Origin of the sequence: Streptomyces sp. 147326, from assembly GCF_045000215.1 — a bacterium.
Taxonomy (GTDB): Bacteria; Actinomycetota; Actinomycetes; order Streptomycetales; family Streptomycetaceae; genus Streptomyces.
The window spans coordinates 2287868-2312206 of record NZ_CP134201.1; the positions used below are offsets into that span (position 1 = coordinate 2287868).

Annotated in this window: 2 protein-coding genes; both read right to left on the bottom strand. The window is 73.9% G+C overall.

The window, feature by feature from the left end; translation table 11 throughout:
- Position 1 precedes the first annotated feature (1 nt).
- Complete coding sequence (locus RIU97_RS10180) at positions 2 to 17572, bottom strand: amino acid adenylation domain-containing protein (RefSeq protein WP_404955400.1); 17571 nt, start codon at positions 17570 to 17572, stop codon at positions 2 to 4.
- Between the two features lie 10 nt (positions 17573 to 17582).
- Positions 17583 to 24269 carry an amino acid adenylation domain-containing protein gene (locus tag RIU97_RS10185; protein WP_404955402.1) on the bottom strand — a complete coding sequence of 2229 codons (6687 nt, stop codon included), beginning with the start codon at positions 24267 to 24269 and terminating at the stop codon, positions 17583 to 17585.
- Positions 24270 to 24339 lie beyond the last annotated feature (70 nt).

Sequence of the window (24339 nt, forward strand, 5' to 3'; positions counted from 1 at the left end):
GTCAGTTCCCCTCAAGGTGGAGGTTGATGATGCGGGCGATCTCGGCCGCGGGCCGGGCCTTCGGCATGCCCATGTGCGTGGCGTCGATGTCGTGTTCGTGGATGGTTCCGCCGATGTGCGGGGCCCAGATCGCCGCGTAGGACTCGTCCGGGTTCTGCGTGGCGTTGAAGAACACCGCGTCGCCGTCGTAGACGGGCGAGTCCCACTCCAGCAGCATCTCGGCGTGCGACTTGAAGAGGTGGCTGCCGTTCTCCACCAGCGCCTCGCGGTCCTCGTCCACTCCGGAGCCGATGAAGAACTCCTTGAAGAACTCGCGGACCTCCGGCATGTTCACCGGGTCCTCGATGTGCCGGAACCAGCCGCTCGGCGGGCTGTCCATGAGGGCCAGCAGCGCCACCTCGTGTCCCCGCTGCTTCAGTGCCGCGGCGAGGGCGTGGGCGTAGGTGCCGCCCGTGGAGTGCCCGACGAAGTGGTACGGGCCCTCCGGCTGGACCGCCAGGATCTGCTCCAGGTAGTCGTCGAGCATCGCCCGGGTGGACTCGGCCCGTCCCGTGCCGTCGAAGCCGCGGCCCTGGATGCCGTACACCGGCCGGTCGCCGAGGAGCTGGGCGAGGCCCACGTAGGACCAGCACAGTCCGACGCCCGGGTGGACGAACCACAGGGGCGGCTTCGTGCCCTCGGTGCGCATCGGCAGGACGACCGCGAACGGGTCGGCGAAGACGGGCGCCCGGGCGGTCTTGACCTGGGACTCCAGGTACTCGGCCAGCTTCGCCACCGTGGTGGCGCCGAACATCACGCGGATCGGGACCTTGGCCCCGAGGACCGCGCGGATCCGGCTGATCAGGCGGGTCAGGCGCAGCGAGTGGCCGCCGAGGTCGAAGAAGTCGTCGTCGATGCCGACCTTCTCCAGCTCCAGCGCCTCGGCGAACAGCTTCGCCAGGGTGGTCTCCAGCGGGTTGCGCGGGGCGCGGTAGTCCGCTCCGCCGGTGAACTCCGGGTCGGGCAGGGCCTCCCGGTCCAGCTTGCCGTTCGGGGTGAGCGGCAGCTGCTCCAGCGTGACGAAGGCCGACGGGACCATGTACTCCGGCATCCGGCTGGTGAGGTGCTTGCGCAGGGCCTCGGCCACCACGCTCTCGCCCGGTGCGGGGACGACGTAGGCGACGAGCTGCTTGTCGCCGGCCAGGTTGTCCCGGGCGGTGACCACGCCGTGGTCCACCGTCGGGTGGGCCGCCAGCGCGGACTCGATCTCGCCGAGCTCGATGCGGAAGCCGCGGATCTTGATCTGGTTGTCCGTGCGTCCGCGGAACACCAGCTCGCCGTCCCGGGTCCACTCGACCAGGTCGCCGGTGCGGTACATCCGCTCGCCGGGCTCGCCGAACGGGCAGGCCACGTACCGCTGGGCGGTCAGTTCCGGCCGTCCGACGTAGCCGCGGGTCAGACCCGCGCCGGCGATGTAGAGCTCACCGGGCACGCCCGGCAGGACCGGCCGCAGTGCGGCGTCCAGCACGTACACCCGGGTGTTGCGGATGGGGCGGCCGATCGACACGGTGCCCTCGGCGGTGAGCTCGCTCACCGTCGCTCCGATGGTGGTCTCGGTCGGACCGTATCCGTTGAACATCCGGCGTCCGGCGGACCAGGTGGCCACCAGCTCCGGCGAGGTGGCCTCGCCGGCGACCATCAGCGAGGCGACGCCGGACAGCGAGCCCGCCGGCATGGCGGCCAGCACCGTGGGCGTCAGGATCGCGTGGGTCACCCCGTACGTGTCGGCGGTCTCGGCGAGCGGGGCCCCCGGTGTGAGCCGGTCCGGGTCCGCCATGACCAGGGCGCCCCCGGCGAACAGGGACATGCACATCTCGGCGACGGAGATGTCGAAGCTCGGCGAGGCGAACTGCAGGACCCGGCTCCCGGCGGTGATGCCGAGCAGCTCCGTCACCTCCGCGACCATGTTGGCGAAGCCGGTGTGCGTGACGGCCACGCCCTTCGGCCGGCCCGTGGATCCCGAGGTGTAGATGACGTAGGCGGTGTTGGCCACCACGAGCGGGCTCAGCCGCTGCGCGTCGGTCAGTACGGCGCCGTCGGTCCCGGCCAGGGCCTCGCCGAACTCCGGGGCGTCCAGGACCAGCAGTTGCGAAGGCAGGTCGGGCAGCCGGTCCGCCGTGGCCGCGTCGGTCAGGATCAGCCCGATCGCCGAGTCCTCGACCATGTACGTGAGCCGGTCGGCCGGGTAGGCCGGGTCGAGCGGCAGGTAGGCGCCGCCCGCCTTCGTCACGGCGAGGACCGCGACCGGCCACTGCGGCGAGCGCCGCAGGGCCACGCCCACGACCGTCTCCGGTCCGACACCGCGCTCGACGAGGGCCCGCGCCAGCCGGTTGGCCCGCGCGTCCAGTTCCCCGTAGGTCACCTTCTCGTCCTCGAAGAGCACCGCGATCTCGTCCGGCGTCTCGGCGGCCTTCCGCTCGAACAGGGCGGGGAGCGTGAGGGCCGGGGTCTCGGTCGCCGTCCGGTTGAAGGCGAGGAGGATCCGCTCGCGCTCGGCCTCGTGGAGCACGTCCAGCGCGCCCACCGGGATCTCCGGGTCGGCGATCAGCTGCCGCAGGATGTGCAGCACCCGCTCGGCGATCCGCTCCACCGTCTCCGCGCTGATGGCCTGCCGCTGATACTGCAGGATCATGCGCAGGTACGGCTCGGCGTCGGCCGCCAGACCCACCAGGTAGGCGGCGCCGGCGGACGGGCGGATGCCGGTGAACGAGACGCCCGCCGCGGTGTTGGCCGCGCCCAGGGCCTCCTTGTCGACCGGGAAGGACTGGAACAGCACGATCGTGTTGAAGAGCTCCTTCAGGCCGGCCTCCCGCTGGATGCGGTGGAGCCCGAAGTGGTGGTGGTCCAGCAGCGCGGTCTGGCGCTCCTGGAGGTTCTTCAGCACCTGGCCGAGGGTGTCGCTCGGCGCGTACTCGGCGCGGATGGGCAGGGAGTTGACGAACAGACCCACCATCTGGTCGACGCCGGGCACCTCCGCCGGGCGGCCGGAGACCGTGGTTCCGAAGATCACGTCCCGCTTTCCGGTGAGCTGGCCGAGCATCAGCGCCCACACGCCCTGGACCAGGGTGCCCATGGACACGCCCAGTTCGGCGGCGCGCTTCTTGAGCGCACGGGCCTCGTCCAGCGGCAGCGGGACGTCGACCTGTCCGACGCGGGCGTCGTCGCCGGCGTCCTCCGGGGTCTCGGCGGCGAGCAGGGTGGCTTCGCCGACCCCCTCCATCTCCTTGGCCCAGGCCGCGGCGGCCGCCTTGTCGTCCCGCCGGGACAGCCAGCGCAGGAACTCCCGGTACTCGGGCACGCGCGGCTGCTCGGAGGCGTCGCCCCCGGACGCGTACAGGTACGCGAGGTCCCGGACGAGCAGCGGGAACGACCATCCGTCGAAGAGCGCGTGGTGCACCGTCAGCACCAGCTCGGAGGTCTCCTCCGCCAGCTGGACCAGCGAGGCCCGCAGCATCGGCGGCTTCGCCGGGTCGAACTGCGCGTAGTGGTCCTCGGCGAGGATCCGCTCCAGCCCCTCCTCGCGGCCCGCTTCGTCGAGCCCGCGGAGGTCGGCGACCCGCCAGGGCAGTTCGACCTCGCCGAGGACGAGCTGGGTGAGGTCGCCGCTCGCGTCGGTGACGAAGGCGGTGCGCAGGTTGGCGTACCGGTCGAGGAGCGCCTGCGCCGCGACCCGCATCCGGGCCGGGTCGACCTGGCCCTGGACGTGGAAGGCCACCTGCACGATGTGCGGGTCGAACGCGTCCTCCTCCAGGCGCATGGTCTCGAAGAGCAGACCGAACTGGAGGGGGGTCAGCGGCCAGACGTCGGCCAGACCCGGGTACTGCCCCTCCCAGTTCTCGATCTCGCCCTGGGTCATGCGGACCAGCGGCACGTCCGAGGGGGTCAGGCCGCCGGCGCCGGGGGTGGCGACGTGGTGGGCGAAGCCCTCCAGCGCGCGGACCCACAGGTCGGCGAGTGCCTGGGCCTCGGCCTGCGTGAGCACACCGGCCGGGTAGGAGACCCGGGCGTGGAAGCGCGGGCCCCGGTCGGTGTCGGTGACGTAGGCGCTGATCTCGACCGTGGAGAGCGCGGGCATGTCCGCGTCCAGGTCGGCGGCGAGGCCGAGCGCGTCGGCGGCCAGGTTCCAGCCGGCGCCCTGCTGCCCGTCGGCGGTGTCGCCGGCGGCGACCCGTCCCAGGTAGTTGAACGAGATCTGGGGGGTGGCCCGCCAGTCGAGTTCGGCGGCGGTGGACGGGTTGAGGTACCGCAGGAGGCCGAAGCCGACGCCCTTGTCGGGGATGGCCAGGAGCTGTTCCTTGACGGCCTTGAGCACACCGCCCGCGGCGGCGCCGCCGGCGAGCGCCTCCTGCACGTCGTGCCCGCCGAGGTCGAGCCGTACGGGGAACATGCTGGTGAACCAGCCCACCGTGCGGGAGAGGTCGGCGCCGGGCACGACCTGCTCCTCGCGGCCGTGTCCTTCGAGCCGGATCAGCGTCGAGGACTCCTCGACGCCCCGGTCCGCGCGCCACTGCGTCACCGCGAGCGCGAGGGCGGCCAGGAGGCCGTCGTTGACCCCGCCGTGGAAGGCGGTGGGGACCGTGGTCAGGAGCGCCTCGGTGACCTGCTCCGGGAGCTCCAGGGAGACCGTCTCCACGGTGGACATGACGTCCACCGCCGGGTTCAGGGCCCGCGAGCCGAGGACCGGATCGTTGCAGTCCAGCAGCTCGGACCACTGCGCCAGTTCGGCGATGCGGTCCGGGTCGGACGCCTCGTCGAGCAGCGCGTGCGCCCAGCGGCGGGCCGAGGTGCCGGCCGCGGGCAGGCTCGGGGCGGAGCCCGCGCCGATCTGCTCCCAGGCGGTGGCGAGGTCCGGGAGCAGGATGCGCCAGGACACGCCGTCGACGACGAGGTGGTGCAGGACCAGCAGCAGCCGGCCAGCGCCCCGCTCCGGGGCGAACCAGACGAACTGGGCCATGGTTCCGGCGGCCGGGTCCAAGCGGCCGGTGGCGGCGTCGAGTTCGGCTCTGGCCGTCTCCAGCCACTTCTCGTCCCAGGTGCCCGCGCAGTCCACCCGCCGTACCAGCGCGGCCGCGTCGACCGTGCCGGGGGCGGCGATCTCCAGGCTGCCGCCGGCGTCGAGGACGAGGCGGGAGCGCAGGACGTCGTGGTGGTCGAGCACGGCGGTCAGGACCGCGGTCAGCCCGTCCTCGTCGATGTCCCGGGGCAGTTCGAGCGCCGCGGACATCGAGAACCGGTTGAAGCTGCTGCCCAGTTCGAGCATGTACTTGGCGATCGGGGGCAGCGGCATGACACCGGTGCCGCCGCCTTCCAGCTCGGCCAGGACCGGGCCCGGGTTGTGGCTGCCGGCGGCCGTGGCCAGCTCGGCGACCGTCCGCAGCTCGAAGATCTGCCGCGGGTTGACCACCACGCCCTGCGCCTTGGCGCGGGAGACGATCTGGATGGACCGGATGCTGTCGCCGCCGATGGCGAAGAAGTCGTCGTCGATGCCGACCCGTTCCAGGCCGAGCACCTCGGAGTAGACCCCCGCCAGCACCTCTTCCGTGCGGCCCCGCGGGGGGCGGTAGCTCTCGCCGGCGAAGTCCGGCTCGGGCAGCGCCGCGCGGTCCAGCTTGCCGTTGGGGGCCAGCGGCAGCCGGTCCAGCGGCACGAGCACCGCCGGGACCATGAACTCGGGCAGCCGGCCGGTGACGAAGCGGCGCAGCTCCCGCATGGTGATGCCGGAGGTCATGTCGGCCTCGAACCGGCCCTGCGCGTCGACCTGGCCGCCGGAGTCCGGGGAACTGACCACGTAGCCGACCAGGCGCTTGGCCCCGTCGGGGGCGCTCTGGCCGGTCACCACGGCGTGTTCCACGCCGGGGTGGGCCGTCAGGGCCGCCTCGATCTCACCGGGCTCGATGCGGAACCCGCGGATCTTGAGCTGGGCGTCGCCCCGTCCGACGTACTCCAGCTGCCCGTTGGCCCGCCAGCGGGCCAGGTCGCCGGTGCGGTACATCCGTGATCCGGCCGCACCGTACGGGTCGGCGACGAAGCGCTCGGCGGTCAGTGCGGCGCGGCCGTGGTAGCCGCGGGACAGGTTGCCCGCCACGTAGAGCTCGCCCACGGCGCCCACGGGCACCGGCTTCAGGCCGGCTCCCAGGACGTACGTGCGCATGTTGCCCAGGGGCGCGCCGATCGGGGCGGTGTGCGCGGCGTCCCAGTCCTCGTCGGCCGGCAGCGCGAAGGTGGTGGCGTAGAAGCTCTCCGTCTGGCCGTAGGCGTTGACCACCCGGACGCCCGGGACGGCCTCGCGGACCCGGCGGACCAGGGACGCGGGCAGCGCCTCGCCGGCGAACACCACGGCGTCCGCGGTGATCTTGCCGTTGACCTGGTCGAGGAGTTCGGCGAAGACCGAGGGGACGGTGCTGATCACGCCGCCGGTCCAGCCGCCCTGCTCGCCGATGACCAGGACGTCACGGGCCAGCTCGACCGTGCCGCCCGCCGCCAGCGTGGTGAAGACCTCGAAGACGGAGACGTCGAAGTTGACGGAGGCGCCGGCGAGCGTGCGGGTGCCGGAGTCCATCGCGATCGTGGAGGCGAGCCGCAGCACGCCGTTGACCACGTTGGCGTGGGTGACGGTCACGCCCTTGGGCACGCCCGTCGAGCCGGAGGTGTACATCACGTACGCCGCGTGGCCGGGCAGCAGGCCCGCCGGCGGCGCGGTGGCGCCGGAGCCGGCCGCGGAGCCGCCGAGGGCCAGGTCGCCGAGGTACAGGCGGGTGATCCCGGACTCCGGCAGGACTCCGGCGGTGGCCGCGTCCGTGAGCAGCAGCCCCGGCCGCGCGTCGGACAGGATGTGTTCCAGGCGCCGGCTCGGGTACTTCGGGTCGATCGGCAGGTACGCGCCGCCCGCCTTCAGTACGCCCAGCAGGGCCGCGACCAGGTCCGCCGACCGCGGCAGGGCGACGCCCACCACCGTCTCCGGGCCCACGCCGTGTCCGGCCAGCTCGCGGGCCAGCCGGTTCGCGCGCTCGTCCAGTTCGCGGTAGGTCAGCGACTCCTCGCCGCAGACCAGCGCGACCGCGTCGGGCCGCTCCGCCACCTGGAGCTCGAACAGCCCGGGCACGGTCACCTCGGGGGTCGGCTCCTGCGTGGCGTTGAAGCCCTGCAGCACCAGCTCGCGTTCGGCCGGCCGCACCAGCTCGACCGCGGACACCCGCTGCTCGGGGGCTGCGGCCAGCAGGCCCACCACCCGTACGAAGCGGTCGGCGACGGCCTGGGCCGTCTCCCGGTCGAAGAGGTCGGTGGCGTACTCCAGGAGACCCACCACACCCATGCCGGGCAGGTCTGCCATGTTGAAGAACAGGTCGAACTTGGCGGTCTCGGTGCGGACCCGCTCGAACTCCACCTGCAGACCCGGCAGGGCGAAGTCCTTCCGGGCGAAGTTCTGCCAGGCGAACATCACCTGGAAGAGCGGGGAGTAGGCGGTGGACCGCTCCGGGTTCAGCACCTCCACCAGCCGCTCGAAGGGGACGTCCTGGTTGTCGTACGCGGCCAGGGACTTGCCCCGGACGCGCTGCAGCAGCTCCGTGAAGGCCGGGTTGCCCGACAGGTCGACGCGCAGCACCCAGGTGTTGACGAAGAAGCCCACGAGTTCCGCGAGGGCCTCGTCGGTGCGGTTGGCGATCGGGGAGCCGATCGTCAGGTCGTCCCCGCCGCCGAGCCCGTGCAGCAGCACGGCCAGCGCGGACTGGAGCACCATCGAGGAGGTCGCACCGTGCCGGCGCGCCAGCTCCTCGACCGCGGCAGCGACCTCGGGGGCGAGGGCGAACTCGACCGACTCGCCGCGGTGGGAGGCCTTGGCCGGGCGCGGGCGGTCGGAGGCGAGCTGCAGCGGCTGCGGCACGCCCGCCAGCTCCCCGCGCCAGTAGCCCACCTGGGCGGCGAGCGCGCTGGCCGGGTCCTCCTCGTCGCCGAGCACCTCGCGCTGCCACAGCGTGTAGTCGACGTACTGGACCGGGAGCTCCGCCCACTGCGGGGCGCCGCCCTCCTTGCGGGCCGCGTACGCGGTGGCGAGGTCGCGGGCCAGCGGGGCCATCGAGGAGCCGTCGCTCGCGATGTGGTGGATCAGCAGGACCAGGACGTGCTCCTGCGCGCCGAGCCGGAGCACGGGGGCCCGGACGGGGATCTCCGTGGCCAGGTCGAAGAGGTACGCCGAGGCCTCGGCCATGGCGTCGGCCAGGCCGCCCTGCGCCACCTCCACGAGCGGGACCTGCAGCCGTGCCTCGTCGGCCGGCAGCACGTGCTGGGCCGGGACGCCGTCGGCGTCCTCGACGATCAGCGTGCGCAGGCTCTCGTGGCGGGCCACGACGTCGCGCAGCGCGGCCTCCAGCGCCGGCAGGTCCAGCTCGCCGGTCAGGCGGAGCGGGAAGGGCGCGTTGTAGGTGGCCGAGGGGCCCTCGAAGCGGTCGATGAACCACAGGCGGCGCTGGGCGAACGACAGCGGTACGGAGTCCGGGCGCTCGGCGGTGCGCCGCAGCGGCGGCCGCACGGGCGCTCCGGCGGCGAGGTGCCCGGCCAGCTCCACGACCGTGGGCGCCTCGAACACGACCCGGATGGGCAGTTCGACGTCGAGGACCTGGCGGATCCGGCTGACCAGGCGGGTGGCGAGCAGGGAGTGACCGCCCAGGGCGAAGAAGTCGTCGTCGATGCCGACCCGGTCCAGGCCGAGCACCGCGGCGAACAGGCCGCACAGGACCTCTTCCTGCGGGGTGCGCGGAGCCCGGCCGGTGGCCGCCGCCGCGAAGTCCGGGGCGGGCAGGGCCCGCTGGTCCAGCTTCCCGTTGGGGGTCAGCGGCACCTCGGCGATGGCGACGACGGTGGACGGCACCAGGTGGTCGGGCAGCCGGTCCTTCAGGTAGCCGCGCAGGGCGCCCACCAGGGTGCCGATCCGGCCAGCGGCGGCCGGCTCGTTGGCCAGTGTCCGGTCGGCGCGGCCCGACGGCGTGAAGCCGCCGGTCAGCACCTGGTCGGTGACGGGCCCGGCCGGGAAGAAGACCGCGTCGAAGCACTCGGCCGCGGCGGCCGACCAGGTGAGCAGCACGCCCCAGCCGCGCTCGGCGGCCCACTCCCGCAGGTCCTGCGGGTCGAGCACCGGGCCGGAGGCGGCGGGGGCGGAGATCACGCCCACGGCCGCGGCGGACTCGACCTCGTCGGCGAGGCGCGCGTTGGGGATGCGGGTGACGCGTACGGGCTGGTCGCCGCCCGCGCGGACGAAGTCCTCCAGGCCGAAGAGGTCGTCGACCTGGCGGCCCCACTGGCGGGCCGGGACCTCGCTCAGCGCGAGCGCGGCCACGGGCGCCTTGTGCAGCAGCACCTCGTAGCGGTGGCGGGTCAGCTCGTTGTGCGGACGGCCGGCCTTCAGCCGGATGTCCACGCCGCCCGCGCCGTGCCGCTCGGCCCAACGGGTGAACCACTCGGGGTCGAGGACGAGCTCCTTCTCCATCAGGATCGCGCGGGCGACGGCGGCGCGGCTCACCGGGGCGGAGGCCTCGGGGTGCAGCGCGCGCTGCACGCCGGAGCGGAAGAGCCGCAGGGTGGCGGCGTTGCGGACGTCACCGACGAGGATCCGGCCGCCGGGGGCCAGCAGTTCCATGGCACCCGCCAGGACCAGGTCCATGTACTCCGCGTCGGGGAAGTACTGCACGACGGAGTTGATGACCACGAGGTCGAAGTGCTCGCGCGGCAGGCCCGAGATGTCGTCGCCGTTCTGGTGCCGCAGGTGCACCCGGTCGCCGAAGCCGGTCTGTTCCACCTGTACGAGGAGGCGGTCGATCACCGCGGCCGACATGTCGGTGCCCCAGTACTCCTCCACCTGCCCGAGGGTCTGTGACATCAGCAGGCCGGTGCCGACGCCGATCTCCATCACGCGGCGCGGCGACCAGTTGGTGATCTGCTCCACCGCGGCGTCGCGCCACACGGCCATCTCGTCCAGCGCGATCGGCTGTCCGCCGGTGTAGCTGGAGTTCCAGCCGGTGAAGTCCTCGCCCCAGGCGGCGTCGGAGACGGCGTAGAGGTCGTCGTAGATCTCCTCCCACTCGTCGACCTGCTCGGCGGCACCGGAGGTGTCGGAGCCTTCCACACGCGGGACCACGTAGCCGACCAGACGGCGTTCGCCGGCCCGGTCCTCGTTCCACGTGACCACGGCCTGGGCGACGCCGGGGTGGGCGGCCAGGGCGGCCTCGACCTCGGCGGGCTCGATGCGGAAGCCGCGGATCTTGACCTGGGTGTCCACGCGGCCCCGGAAGACGAGTTCGCCGTCCGGGGTCCAGGCCACCACGTCACCGGTGCGGTACATCCGCTCGCCGGGCTCGCCGAAGGGCGAGGCCACGAAGCGCTCGGAGGTCAGGGCGGACCGGTGGGCGTAGCCGCGGGCCAGGCCCGCACCCGCGATGTAGAGCTCGCCGGCCACGCCGGGGAGCGTGGGGCGCAGGCCCGCGTCGAGGACGTAGACCCGCATGTTGTCCATCGGGCGGCCGATCGGGACCGGCTCGCCGACCCGCTCCGGGTCGGGCATCGGGTGGGTGGTGGCGAAGGTGGTGGTCTCGGTCGGGCCGTAGCCGTCGACGACCTTGAGGTCGGGGCACGCCCGCAGGGCGCGGGTGACCGAGGCCGGGGAGACGACGTCACCGCCGGTCCACACCTCGCGGACCCCGGTGAAGCACTCCGGGTTCTCGTCGGCGATCACCTTGAACAGACCGGCGGTCAGCCACAGCGCGGTGACCCGCTGCTCGGCGATGACCGCGGCGAGCGCGCCGGCGTCCAGCTTGCCGACGGGCGCCACGACCGCGGTGCCGCCGCCGAGCAGGGGGACCCACAGCTCGTAGGTGGAGGCGTCGAAGGACTGCGCGGAGTGTACGAGGACCCGCTCGTGGGCGCCGCCCCGGTACTGGCGGTCCAGCGCCAGGCCGGACACGGCCCGGTGCGTGACGCCGACGCCCTTGGGGACGCCGGTCGAGCCGGAGGTGTACATGACGTACGCGAGCTGGTCGACGCGCCCGTGGGCGGCGGCCGGCAGGGCGTCGGCGGGGGCCGCGGCGACGGCCAGTGCCGTGTCCGCGTCGTCCAGGACCACGTACGGGCAGGGGCCGGCCGGCAGACCGGCGACGATCTCGGAGTCGGTCAGGAGCAGGGTCGGCGCGGCGTCGTTCAGCATGAACCCGATGCGCTCGGCCGGGTACTCCGGGTCCACCGGCAGGTAGGCGCCGCCGGCCTTGAGGACGGCGAGGAGGGCCACGACCAGCTCCGTCGAGCGCGGCAGGGCCACGCCCACGACGGACTCCTGGCCGACGCCGCGCGCGGCGAGCGCGTGGGCCAGCCGGTTGGCCCGGGCGTCGAGTTCGCGGTAGGTCAGGCTCTGGCCGCCGAAGGCGACGGCGGTCGCCTCCGGCGTCGCGGCGGCCTGCTCCTCGAACAGGGCCGGGACGGTCTTCCCGGGGGCGGGCACGGCGGTCTCGTTGAACTCGCCCAGGAGCCGCTCGCGCTCGGCGGGCTCCAGGACGTGCACCGCGCCGACCCGGGCGTCCGGGTCCGACACGAGCTGCTGGAGGATCCGCGCGAACCGGGCGGCGATGCCCTCGACGGTCTCCGGGTCGAAGAGGTGGTGCTGGTACTGGAGCGCCACCCGCAGGTGCGGGTCGGCGAAGGCCATCACGACCAGCGGGTAGTGCGCGCCGCTGAGCGGGCTGATGCCGGTGATCGAGATGCCCGCGGCCGAGTTCGCCTCGTTGATGGCGACGCCGTCGATCGGGTACGACTCGAAGCCCACGAGGGTGTCGAAGAGTACGTTCAGCCCGATCGAGCGGTGGATGTCCAGCAGCCCGTGGTGGTGGTGGTCGAGCAGGGCGCTCTGCCGGTTCTGCAGGTCGCGCAGCAGCTCGCCCAGGGTGGCGCCGGGTCCGCACTCCACCCGGACGGGCAGGGTGTTGATGAACAGGCCGACCATGGAGTCCACGCCGGGAACGACGGGCGGGCGGCCGGAGACGGTGGCGCCGAACACCACGTCCTGGCGTCCGGTCAGCCCGGCGAGCACCAGCGCCCAGGTTCCCTGGACCAGGGTGTTGAGGGTGAGGCCCAGTTCGGCGGCGCGCCGGCCCAGGTCGCGGGCGGCGTCCGCGGACAGCGGGATGTCGATCTGGCCGATGCCGGCCGGGTCGGCATCGGCGGCGGACTCGGGGGCGATCAGGGTCGGCGACTCGACTCCGGCGAGCTCCGCGGCCCAGGCGCGGGCCGAGGCCTCGCGGTCCTGGCCCGCCTGCCACACCAGGAAGTCGCGGTAGCCGGGAACGCGCGGCAGCGCGGAGGCGTCGCCCCCGGAGCCGTAGAGGCGCAGCAGGTCCTGCATGAGGACGGGGATCGACCAGCCGTCGAAGAGCACGTGGTGGGCGGTGAAGACCAGCTCCCAGCGGTCGGGGGCCAGCATGACGAGGGACATCCGCACGAGCGGGGCCCGGCTCAGGTCGAAGTGGGAGTCGTGGTCCTCGGCCAGGAAGCGCTTCAGCGCCTCCTCGCGGCCCTCCTCGCCGAACCCGCTGAGGTCGAGGTACTGCCAGGGCAGCTCCACGCGGTCGCGTACGACCTGCACCCGGTCCCCCGCCGCGTCGAACACGAACGCGGCGCGGAGGTTGGCGTACCGGTCGAGCAGCGCCTGGCCGGCGGCCCGCATCCGGGCCGGCTCGACCTCGCCGGCGAGGTGGAAGACCAGCTGCATCTGGTACGCGTCGAAGGTGGAGCCGGCCAGCTGGGCGTGGAAGAGCAGACCGTCCTGCATCGTGGTCAGCGGCCAGACGTCCTCCAGGCCGGGGTAGTGCTCCTCCCATGCCTCGATCTCGCCCTGGGTCACCCGGACCAGCGGCACGTCCGAGGGGGTCAGACCGCCCGCGGCGGGCTCGGCGGCGTGCCGGGCCAGGGCCTGCAGGGCGGTGCTCCACAGCTCGGCGAGCTCCTCGACGTCCTCCGCCCTGAGCAGGCCCGTGGGGAAGGCGAGCCGCGCGGTGAGCTGCGGGCCCTGCTCGGTGTCGGTGACGAGCGCGCCGACGTCCAGCGTCGAGAGGGCGGGCATCCGCTCGTCGGGGTGCGCGATCAGCTCGGTGGTGCCCTCGGCGAGGGTCCAGCCCAGGCCGCGCAGGTGCTCGGGCACGTCGGCGGAGGACGAGAAGCGGCCCAGGTAGTTGAAGCCGATCTGGCCGGTCGGGTACCGGCGCAGCACCTCGGCGGTCTGCGGGTTCAGGTGGCGCAGCAGGCCGTAGCCCACGCCCTTGTCCGGGAGGGACAGGAGCTGCTCCTTGACCGCCTTGACGGCGGAGCCGGCGGCGGAGCCGCCCGCGAACGCCTCGTCCAGGTCGATCCCGGCGAGGTCGAGGCGGACGGGGAACATCGTGGTGAACCAGCCCACCGTGCGCGACAGGTCGGCGCCCGGGGCGACGTCCTCCTCGCGGCCGTGTCCCTCGACCCGGATCAGGGCGGAGGACTCGTCGATGCCGCGGGTCCGGCGCCAGCGGGCGACGGCCAGCGTCAGCGCCGCGAGCAGGCCGTCGTTGACGCCGCCGTGGAAGCGGGCCGGCAGGGTGGTGAGCAGGGTCTCGGTGACCGGCACGGAGAGCTTGAGCCAGGTGTGGTCCACCGTGGACATCACGTCGACGGCGGGGTCCAGGGCCCGCGATCCCAGGAGCGGATCGGGACCGGCCACGACCGAGCGCCACAGGGCGAGTTCGGCGACGCGCTCGGGCGAGGCCGCCTCCTCGGCCAGGGCGTGGGCCCAGCGGCGGACCGAGGTGCCCACCTCGGGCAGCTCGGGGGTGCGGCCCTCGCGGACCTGCTCCCAGGCGGCGGCGAGGTCCGGAAGGAGGATGCGCCAGGACACGCCGTCGACGACGAAGTGGTGGAGGACCAGCAGCAGCCGGCCGGCGCCCTCCTGCGGGGCGAACCACACGAACTGCGCCATGACACCGGCCGCGGCGTCCAGCCGTCCGGTGGCGGCGTCCAGTTCGGCGGTGGCCGCCTCGAACCACTGCTCGTCCCAGCTGCCGTCGCACTCGACGCGGTGGATCAGCGTGTCAGCGTCGACCGAGCCGGGCGCGCCGGCCTCCAGGCCCGCGCGGACCGCGCCGTCGCCGCCGTCGCCGGTGACCAGGCGGGAGCGCAGGACGTCGTGGCGGTCCAGCACCGCGCCGAGGGTGGCGGCGAGAGCGGCCCGGTCGATGCCCGCGGGCAGCTCGACGGCCATGGACATGGCGAACCGGTCGGTTCCCTCGCCCAGTTCCAGCAGGTACTCGCCGATGGGCAGCAGCGGCATCCAGCCGGCGCCGCCGCCCTCCAGCTCCGCCAGCACCGAGCCGGTGCCGGCCGCGACTCCGACGATCGCGACCGCGGCCAGTTCGGCGACGGTGCGGTGGTCGAATATCTGGCGCGGGCTGACCTCCACGCCGCCGCTGCGGGCACGGGAGACGACCTGGATGGAGCGGATGGAGTCGCCGCCGATGGCGAAGAAGTCGTCGTCGACGCCGACCCGGTCGAGGCCGAGCACCTCGGCGTAGACCGCGGCGAGGACCTCTTCCGCGGCGTTGCGCGGGGCGCGGTACTCGCCGCCGCTGAAGTCGGGCTCGGGCAGCGCCGCCAAGTCGAGCTTGCCGTTGGCGGTCAGCGGCAGCCGGCCGACCATGACGAAGACGGACGGGACCATGAACTCGGGCAGCCGGCCCGCGGCGAAGCGGCGGAGCTCGCGCACGGACACGCTGGTGGTCAGGTCGACGTCGAGGTCGCCGAGGCTGGCGACGGTGCCGAAGCCGCTCTGGTCGGCCTCCAGCGGGACCACGTGGCAGACGAGCTGCTTGCTGCCGCGGCCCTCGCGGATGGTGACCACGGCCTGGGCCACGCCCGGGTGGGCCGTCAGGACGGCCTCGATCTCGCCGGGCTCGATGCGGAAGCCGCGCACCTTCATCTGCGCGTCGTCGCGGCCCGCGTACTCCAGCTGTCCGGCGGTGTTCCAGCGCGCCAGGTCGCCGGTGCGGTACATGCGCGAACCGGCCGGCCCGAAGGGGTCCGCGACGAAGCGGTCGGCGGTCAGCCCGGTACGGCCGAAGTAGCCGCGGCCGATCTCTCCGGCGACGTACAGCTCGCCCACCACGCCGACCGGGACCGGCCGCAGGCCGGGGCCGAGCACGTAGGTGCGGACGTTGCCGAGCGGGGCGCCGATGGGGGCGCTGCCGGAGCCGTCCCACTCCTCGTCGGCGGACAGCGCGAAGGTGGTGGCGTAGAACGACTCGCTCTGGCCGTAGGCGTTGACGACGCGGACCCCGGGGATCGCTTCGCGGACCCGCTGCACCAGCGAGGCGGGCAGGGCCTCACCGGCGAAGACCACGGTGTCGACGCGGATGTTCCCGCTGACCTGTCCGAGCAGTTCCGCGAAGACGGACGGGACGGTGCTGATCACGCCGCCGCTCCAGCCGCCGCGCTCGCCGATCACCAGTACGTCACGCACCAGTTCGACGGTGCCGCCGGAGCAGAGGGTGGCGAAGAGCTCGAAGACGGAGACGTCGAAGTTGACCGAGGTGCCGGCGAGCACGCGCGTCCCCGCGCCGACGCCGATCGCCGGGGCCAGCCCCAGCACGTCGTTCACCACGTTGGCGTGGGTGATCGCCACGCCCTTGGGCGTGCCCGTGGAGCCGGAGGTGTACATGACGTACGCGACCTGGCCCGGGCGGGCGGTGACCGGGGCGCCGGCCGCGTCCTGGGGCGCACCGAAGTCGATGTCGCCCAGGAGCAGCTGCGGGACCCGCGACTTCGGCAGGACCCCGGCGGTCTGCTCGTCGGTCAGGATCAGCCCGGGGGCCGCGTCCTCAAGGATGAAGTCGAGCCGCCGGCTCGGATATCTCGGATCGATCGGCAGGTACGCGCCGCCGGCCTTGAGCACGCCGAGCAGCCCGGCGACCAGGTCCGCCGTACGCGGCAGGGCCACGCCCACGAGCGTCTCGGGGCCCACGCCGTGCGCGGCCAGTTCCCCCGCCACGCGGGAGGCCCGCGCGTCGAGTTCGCGGTAGGTGAGGACCTCGTCCCCGGCCTCCAGGGCGACCGCGTCCGGGGTCGCGGCAGCCTGCCGCTCGAAGAGCTCGGCGACCGTCAGCTCGGGCCGGGTCACCTCCGTGTCGTTGAACTCCCGGACCACAGCGTCCAGTTCGGCGCCGTCCAGCACGGGCGCCAGGGCGACCGGCCGGTCCGGGCGGGCGACGACCTCGCGGATGACCCGAAGGTAGCGGTCGACGACGGACTGCGCCGTGGAGCGGTCGAAGAGGTCGGTCGCGTATTCGAGGTAGCAGAGCATGCCCGGACCGGCGGGGTCCGAGAAGTAGTTGAACTCCAGGTCGAACTTGGCCGTCGGGGTGGCGAGCACCTCGAAGCGGGCCCGCTCCAGACCCGGCAGGTCCAGCTCGATCCAGGCGTCGTTCTCCCAGGTGAACATGACCTGGAACAGCGGGTGGTAGGCGGTGGACCGCTCCGGGTTCAGGACCTCCACCAGGTGCTCGAAGGGAGCGTCCTGGTTGTCGTACGCGGTCAGCGCCTTCTGCCGGACCTGCTCCAGCACCCGGTCGAAGGTGGGCGCGCCGGAGAGGTCCGTGCGCAGCACCCAGGTGTTCACGAAGAAGCCGACCAGGTCGGCGAGTTCGTCGTCGGTGCGGCCCGCGACGGTGGAGCCGATGGCGATGTCCTGGCCGGCGCCGAGGTGCTGGAGCACCACGGCGAGGGCGGCCTGCAGCACCATCGGGACGGTCATGTCCCGCTCGCGGCCCAGGGTCTCGACGGCCGCCAGCAGTTCGGCGTCGATCGGGAAGCCGACCGTGTCACCGCGGTGGCTGGCCACCGGCGGGCGCGGGCGGTCCGAGGGCAGGCGCAGCGGAGTCGGCACGCCCTGCAGTTCGTCCTGCCAGTAGGCGACCTGCGTGGAGACCACGCTGTCGGGGTCGTTCTCGTCGCCGAGCAGCTCGCGCTGCCACAGCGTGTAGTCGACGTACTGCACCGGCAGGTCCGCCCACTGCGGAGCCCCGCCCCGCAGCCGCGCGGTGTACGCGGTGGCCAGGTCGCGGGAGAGCGGCTCCATCGACTCGCCGTCGCTGGCGATGTGGTGGACCAGCAGGACCAGGACGTGCTCCCGCTCGCCGGAGCGCAGCAGGGTGGCACGGACCGGTATCTCCGCCGACAGGTCGAAGGTGTACTGCGCCGCCTGGAACACGGCCTCGTCCACCGCGTCGGGCGCCACCTCCACGAGCGGCACGTCGAGCAGTGCCTCGGCCACCGGCAGCACCTGCTGCGAGGGCACGCCCTGCTCGTTCATCACGATGAGCGTGCGGAGGCTCTCGTGCCGTGCCACGACATCGCGCACCGCGGACTGCAGGGCGGTCCGGTCCAGCTCGCCGGTCAACCGCACGAGGAAGGGGACGTTATACGTCGCCGACGGTCCCTCGAATCGGTCGATGAACCACAACCGACGCTGTGCGAACGACAACGGGATCATTTTACTGTCCACTCCTGTCCATCTTGCGCAGTCGAGGCCGGCTCGACGTGCCTGCGTTCTTGACCGTGCGCGAAAGCTCTGAAATTGCGTGAGACTCGAAGATCGACCGCAAAGGCACGCTCACCCCGAGCACCTTCCGGATACGGCTGGTGAGCCGTGTTGCCAGCAGGGAGTTGCCCCCCAGTTCGAAGAAGTCGTCGTTCATGCCGACCCGTTCCACACCGAGCACCTCCGCCAGCAGCTCGCAGAGGGCCGCCTCCTCGGGAGTGCGCGGGGCCCGGTAGGGGCGGCCGGCCGGTTCGGGTTCGGGCAGCGCGGCCCGGTCGAGGCGGCCGTCGGGCGTCAGCGGCAGCCGCTCCAGGGTCACGAGGACCGCGGGGACCAGGGCCGCGGGCAGGTACCGCGCGGCGTGGGCCCGTACCTCGTCGGCGTGGGCCCCGGGCTCGGCGCCGTACGGCTCGGCGGGTACGAGGTAGCCCACCAGCTGTGCGGTCCCGCCCGGCCCGTGGCCCCCGCGGACGGCCACGGCGGCCTGCGCCACCCCGGGGTGCCCGGTCAGGACGGCCTCGACCTCGGCGGGCGCGACCCTCGTGCCGCGGACGGCCGCCTCCGTGTCGCCGCGCCCGAGGAACTCCAGCCGGTCGTCCCCGGTCCAGCGGACCAGGTCGCCGGTGCGGAACATCCGCGAGCCGGCCGGCCCGTACGGGTCGGCGACGAACCGCTCGGCCGTCAGTCCGCCGTGCCCCCGGTAGCCGCGGGCCGGCGCGCCGCCCGCGAGGTACAGCTCCCCCACCGCGCCGTGCGGCACCGGTGTGAGACCGGCGCCGAGGACGTACGCCCGCACTCCGGCGAGCGGCGTCCCGGCGGGGAAGACCGCGGTGCCCGGTGGCTCCTCGCCGTCCGGCGGTGAGAAGGCGGTGGCGAAGCCGGTCTCGGGGTGCCCGTGGAGGTTGACCAGCCGGGCCCCCGGGGCGGACTCGGACGCCCGCCGCGCCAGTGCGGCCGGCAGCGGCTCGCCCGAGAACACGATCGTGTCCGCGTGCAGGTCCTCGGCCACCTCGTCGAGCAGGTCGGCGAAGGCCGAGGGGGTGGTCGCGAGCGCCCCGCGCCCGGCGGCGGAGGGGCCGAGGAGGCGGTGCCCGGCGAGGGCCATCGGATCGGGCAGCACCTCGACGCCCCCGCCGCCGCAGAGCGCGGCGAGGATCTCCAGGAGGGGCGGTTCGGTGTCGCCGGGGAGCCCGGCGAGCAGCCGCGGGCCGGCCGTGGAGCCGAGCCGCGCGAGCAGCCCCGTCACCCGGTCGGCCACGTTCCGGTGGGTGGTCTCCACCCCGGTCGGCCCGCCCGGACCGCCGCAGGCGTACGAGAGGTACGCGAGCCCGTCGGGCCGCCGGAGGGGGGCCGCCGGAGCGGAGGCGCCGTCCCCGGAGCCCAGTTCGTCCAGGTGCGCGGTGGGGACCGCGGTGTCCGCCGGGGCCGCCGTGTCCGGATCGGTGAGCACGAGCAGCGGCCGCGCGTCGGCCAGGACGCGCGCGAGGCGGCCGGCCGGGTGGCGCGGGTCGAGAGGCAGGGCGGCGGCGCCGGACTTCAGTACGCCGAGCAGCGCGACCACCAGGTCCGCCGACCGGGGCAGGGCCAGGGCCACCGGGGTCTCCGGACCGGCCCCGCGGGCGATCAGGCCGTGTGCCAGCCGGTTCGCCCGCTCGTCGAGCTCCCGGTAGGTCAGGGACGCCGTGCCCGAGACCACCGCGACCGCCTCGGGGGTGGCGGCCGCCTGCCGCTCGAACAGCTCCGGCACGGTCGTCCCGCCGGCGTCCGCGCCGGTGGTCCGCGGGCCCGCGCCGAGCCCGTTCAGCAGCCGGTCCCGCTCGGCGGGCTCCAGTACGTCCACGGCTCCCACCCGGCGGCCGGTGTCCTCGGCCAGCTGCCGCAGGATCGCGGCGAACCGGGCGGCGACGGACTCGGCCACGGCGGGGTCGAGCACGGTGCGCTGGTACTGCACCGCCAGGCGCAGCCGGTCGGGCTCGATGAAGGCGAGCACCGTCACCGGGTAGTGGCTGGCGGTGAAGGAGCGGATGCCGGTGATCGAGATCCCGGCCGCGCGGCTGGCTTCGACGATGCCGGCCCGGTCCATCGGGAAGGACTCGAAGCCGACGATCGTGTCGAAGAGGGCGTCCATTCCGGCGGCCTGCTGGATCTCGCTCAGGCCGAAGTGGTGGTGGTCCATCAGCGCGGCCTGCCGGCCCTGCACCGTGGTCAGCAGCTCGGCGAGGGTGTCCGCGGGGGCGCACCGCACCCGGACGGGCAGGGTGTTGAGGAACATGCCGACGGTGGAGTCGGCGCCGGGCACGGCGGGCGGACGGCCGGCGACCGTGGAGGCGAACACCACGTCCTGGCGGCCCGTGAGCTGGGCCAGCAGGATCGCCCAGGCGCCCTGGACCACCGTGTTCAGGGTGACGCCGAGATCGGAGGCGCGCCGGAACAGCTCGCGGGAGGCCTCGACGGGCAGCGGCACCTCGGCCTGCCGCATGGCGATGTCCTCGGCGGATTCGGCGGACGCTGCGGACGCGGCGGATCCGGCTGCCCCGGCCGACTCGGCGGCCCCGGCGGCCGGGGTGGACACCACCGGGGCGAGCAGCGTCGGCTCCCCCAGTCCGCTGAGCTCCTCGCGCCAGACGCGGGCGGACTCCTCGGGGTCCTGGCGGGAGAGCCAGGCCAGGAAGTCCCGGTAGTCGCGGGCGGGTTCCAGCCCGGTGGCCTGCCCGGCCGATCCGTAGAAGGTGAGCAGGTCCTGCATCAGCAGGGGCACCGACCAGCCGTCGAACAGCACGTGGTGGGCGGTCAGGACGAGCTCGTACGTCTCCTCGCCGGTCCGGATCAGCGTCATGCGCAGCATCGGCGGCGCGATCTGGTCGAAGTGCCTGGTCAGGTCCTCGGCGAGGAACCGCTCGAAGGCCTCCGTGCGCTCCGCCTCGCCGAGCCCGGACAGGTCGAGGTCCTGCCAGGGCAGGGTGACGGAGTCCAGGACGAGCTGGACCAGGTCCCCGTACGCGTTGTGCACGAAGGCGGTCCGCAGACTGGAGTGCCGCTCCAGCAGCGACTGTCCGGCGGCGCGCAGCCGGCCGGCGTCCACCCTCCCGGACAGGTGCAGGGCGTACTGCACCTGGTAGGCGTCGAAGGAGGAGTCCTCGAAGATCGAGTGGAACAGCAGGCCCGACTGGAGGGGGGTGGTGGGCCAGACGTCGGTGAGGCCCGGGAAGCGCCGCTCCCAGCCGTCGATGTCGCGCTGGCTCGCGGTCACCAGCGGCAGGTCCGAGGGGGTCAGACCGCCGGCGCCGGGCCGGGCCGCATGCCGCGCGAGGCCCTCGAGGGCCTCGCACCACAGGTCGGCGATCTCCCGTACCTCCGCCGGGGTGAGCACTCCCTCGGGGGCGCTGAAGGCGGCGTTCAGGACCGGGCCGGCGGGCTGGTCGCTGACCGAGGCGTTGATGTCGAGTTCTGCGGAGGCCGGCATCCGCGGGTCCTGGGCGGCGTCGAGCTCGGCCAGTTCGGCGATGGCCGCCGCCTCGGGGGCCGGGGTGAAGCCCGCCCCGCCCTGTTCGCCGGGCCGGTCGGCGCCGGCGGCGAAGCGGCCCAGGTAGTTGAAGCCCACCTGCCCGAGGGGGTGTTCGGCCAGCTGGGCGGCGGTCTGCGGGTTCAGGTGGCGCAGCAGGCCGTAGCCGATGCCCTTGTCGGGCAGGGAGAGGAGCTGCTCCTTGACCTTCTTGACGGCCAGGCCGGCGGCCGGTCCGCCCGCGAAGGCCTCGTCGAGGTCCACCCCGGCGAGGTCGAGGCGCACCGGGAAGGCGCTGGTGAACCAGCCAAGCGTGCGGGCGAGGCTCGCGCCGGGGGCGGCGGCCTCCTCGCGGCCGTGTCCTTCGAGGCGGATCAGCGCGGAGGTCTCGCCGACGGAGCGGGTACGCCGCCACTGCGCGAGCGCCAGGGCCAGCGCGGCCAGCAGTCCGTCGTTGACCCCGCCGTGGAAGGCCGCGGGCAGGTCGCTCAGCACCGCCTCGGTGACGGGGACCGGGAGCTGGACGTGGGTGACGCGGACGGAGGACCGTACGTCGACGGCCGGGTCCAGGCGGCGGGTGCCGAGCAGCGGGTCGGGACCCTCGACGATCGAGCGCCACAGGTCCAGCTCCGCGACCCGTTCGGGGCGCAGGGCCTCGTCGGCCATGGCGTGCGCCCACCGGCGCATCGAGGTGGCCACGGGCGGCAGTTCGGGGGTGCGGCCCTCGCGGACCTGCTGCCAGGCGGAGGCGAGGTCGGGCAGCAGGATGCGCCAGGACACGCCGTCCACGATCAGGTGGTGGAGGACGAGCAGGAGCCGTCCGGTGCCACCGCGCTCGGCGCCCACGGCACTCTCGGCGCTCTCGGCGCTCTCGGCGCTCTCGGCACCCTCGTCATCCTCGGCATCCTCGCTGCCGGACGCGTCGAACCAGACGAACCGGGCGACCACGCCCGCCGCCGGGTCCAGCCGCTGCGCGGCCTCCTCCAGCTCCCCGAGCAGCAGGCCCCGCCAGAACTCGGCGTCCCAGCGGCCGTCGCACGCGACCCGGTGCAGCAGCGGTTCCACGTCCACGGAACCGGCGGGCGCGACCACCAGTCCGTCGGCCTCACCATCGCCCTCGCCCTCGGCGTCGGCGACGAGGCGGGAGCGCAGCAGGTCGTGGCGGTCGACCACGGCCGTCAGGGTGGCGGCCAGGCCGGCCCGGTCGATGCCCTCGGGCAGCTCCAGCACCATGGCCTGCAGGAAACGGTCGAAGCCGGGGCCCCACTCGCGGATCCAGCGGGCGACGGGCAGCAGCGGCATCCATCCGGTGCCGCCGCCCTGGAACTCCTCCAGGACGGGGCCGGTGTGGGCGCCCTCCCCGTTCGCGACGGCGGTCTCGGCGAGGCGGGCGACGGTCCGCCGCTCGAAGACCTGGCGGGCGGTGACGACCAGGCCGCGGGCCCGGGCCCAGGACACGACCTGCAACGACTGGATGCTGTCGCCGCCGATGGTGAAGAAGTCGTCGTCGACGCCGACCTGGCCCACGCCCAGCGCCTTGGCGAAGAGGTCGGCGAGGATCTCTTCCTGCGGGGTGCCCGGGGCCCGGTAGGCCTCGCCCTTGAACTCGGGTTCCGGCAGGCGGGCCTTGTCGAGCTTGCCGTTCGGGGTCAGGGGCAGCCGGTCCAGCAGCACGAAGGCCGCGGGGACCATGTGGTCGGGCAGGTGCTCGGCGGCGAAGGCGCGCAGCTCGCCGGCGCCGAAGCCGGAGTCGAGGGCGATGCTGCCGTAGGCGCTGCCCTGCGGACCCGCCTGGCCGGGACGGCCGGAGGCCGCGGGGACGACGTACGCCACCAGCTGGCGGCTGCCGCGCCGCTCGTACGGGAGGACCGCGGTGTCCGCCACGCCGGGGTGGCCACTGAGCACCGCCTCGATCTCGAGCGGCTCGATCCGGATGCCGCGAATCTTGACCTGGGTGTCGACGCGCCCGTGGAAGACGAGTTCGCCCTCCGGGGTCCGCTCCACGAGGTCGCCGGTGCGGTACATCCGGGCTCCGGGCCCGCCGAAGGGGCAGGCCACGAAACGCTGGGCGGACAGGTCGGGGCGGCCCAGGTAGCCGCGGGCCAGCGAGGCGCCGGAGACGTACAGTTCGCCGATCACGCCGGCGCCGACCGGGCGGAGCACGTCGTCCAGGACGTGCACGCCGGTGTCGGTGATCGAGCGTCCGATCGGCGGTACGCGGCCGTCGCCGGCCAGCGGCGCGCTCATCGTGGCGCACACGGTCGTCTCCGTGGGCCCGTACGCGTTGATCATGCGGCGGCCGGCCGACCAGGTGGCGACCAGCTCGGGGGTGGTGGCGTCACCGGCGACGACGAGGGTCTCGACGCAGGCCATGGCCCCGGCCGGGAGCGCGGCGAGCACCGGGGGCGGCAGCGTCACATGGGTCACGCCGTGCCGGGCGATGGTGTCGGCCAGGGGGTCACCGGGGGCCAGCGCCTCCTTGTCGGCCAGCACGAAGGCGGCGCCGGACAGCAGGCCCATGCACATCTCCCACACCGAGGCGTCGAAGCTCGGCGAGGCGAACTGCAGCACCCTGCTCGCGGGGGTCACCCCGAGCCGCTCGACGTGCGTGGCGAGCAGCGGGGCGAGGCCGTTGTGGGTGACGGCGACGCCCTTGGGGCGGCCGGTGGAGCCCGAGGTGTAGATGACGTACGCGGTCTGCGCCACCCGCTGCGGGCGGATCCGGTCCGCGTCGGTCAGCGGGCCTGCCCCTTCGGCGGAGACCGCCGCCGCGGTCTCGGGGGCGTCCAGCAGCAGGACGGGGGCGGGTAGTTCGGGCAGCAGGGCGCCGGTGACGGTGTCCGCCAGGACCAGGCGGGCGCCGGAGTCCTCGACCACGTACGCCAGGCGGTCGGCGGGGTACGCGGCGTCCATCGGCAGGTACGCGCCGCCCGCCTTGAGCACCGCGAGGACGGCCACCCACAGCTCCGGCGACCGCTGCGCGGCCACGCCCACGACCGACTCCGGTCCGACTCCGCGTCCGACCAGGACCCGGGCGAGGCGGTTGGCCCGCGCGTCGACCTCGCGGTAGGTCAGCGAGGTTTCGCCGAAGACCAGCGCGACGGCGTCCGGCGCGGCGACGACCTGCTTCTCGAACATCTCAGGAATCGTCGCCACCGGCACCGCCGTGTCATGGAACGAGCACAAAGCGACCATCCCCCAATGGTTG

Excerpts from the sequence above, each read along its gene's own strand:
- RIU97_RS10185 (WP_404955402.1), bottom strand. The coding sequence starts at position 24,269 with ATGTTCGAGAAGCAGGTCGTCGCCGCGCCGGACGCCGTCGCGCTGGTC.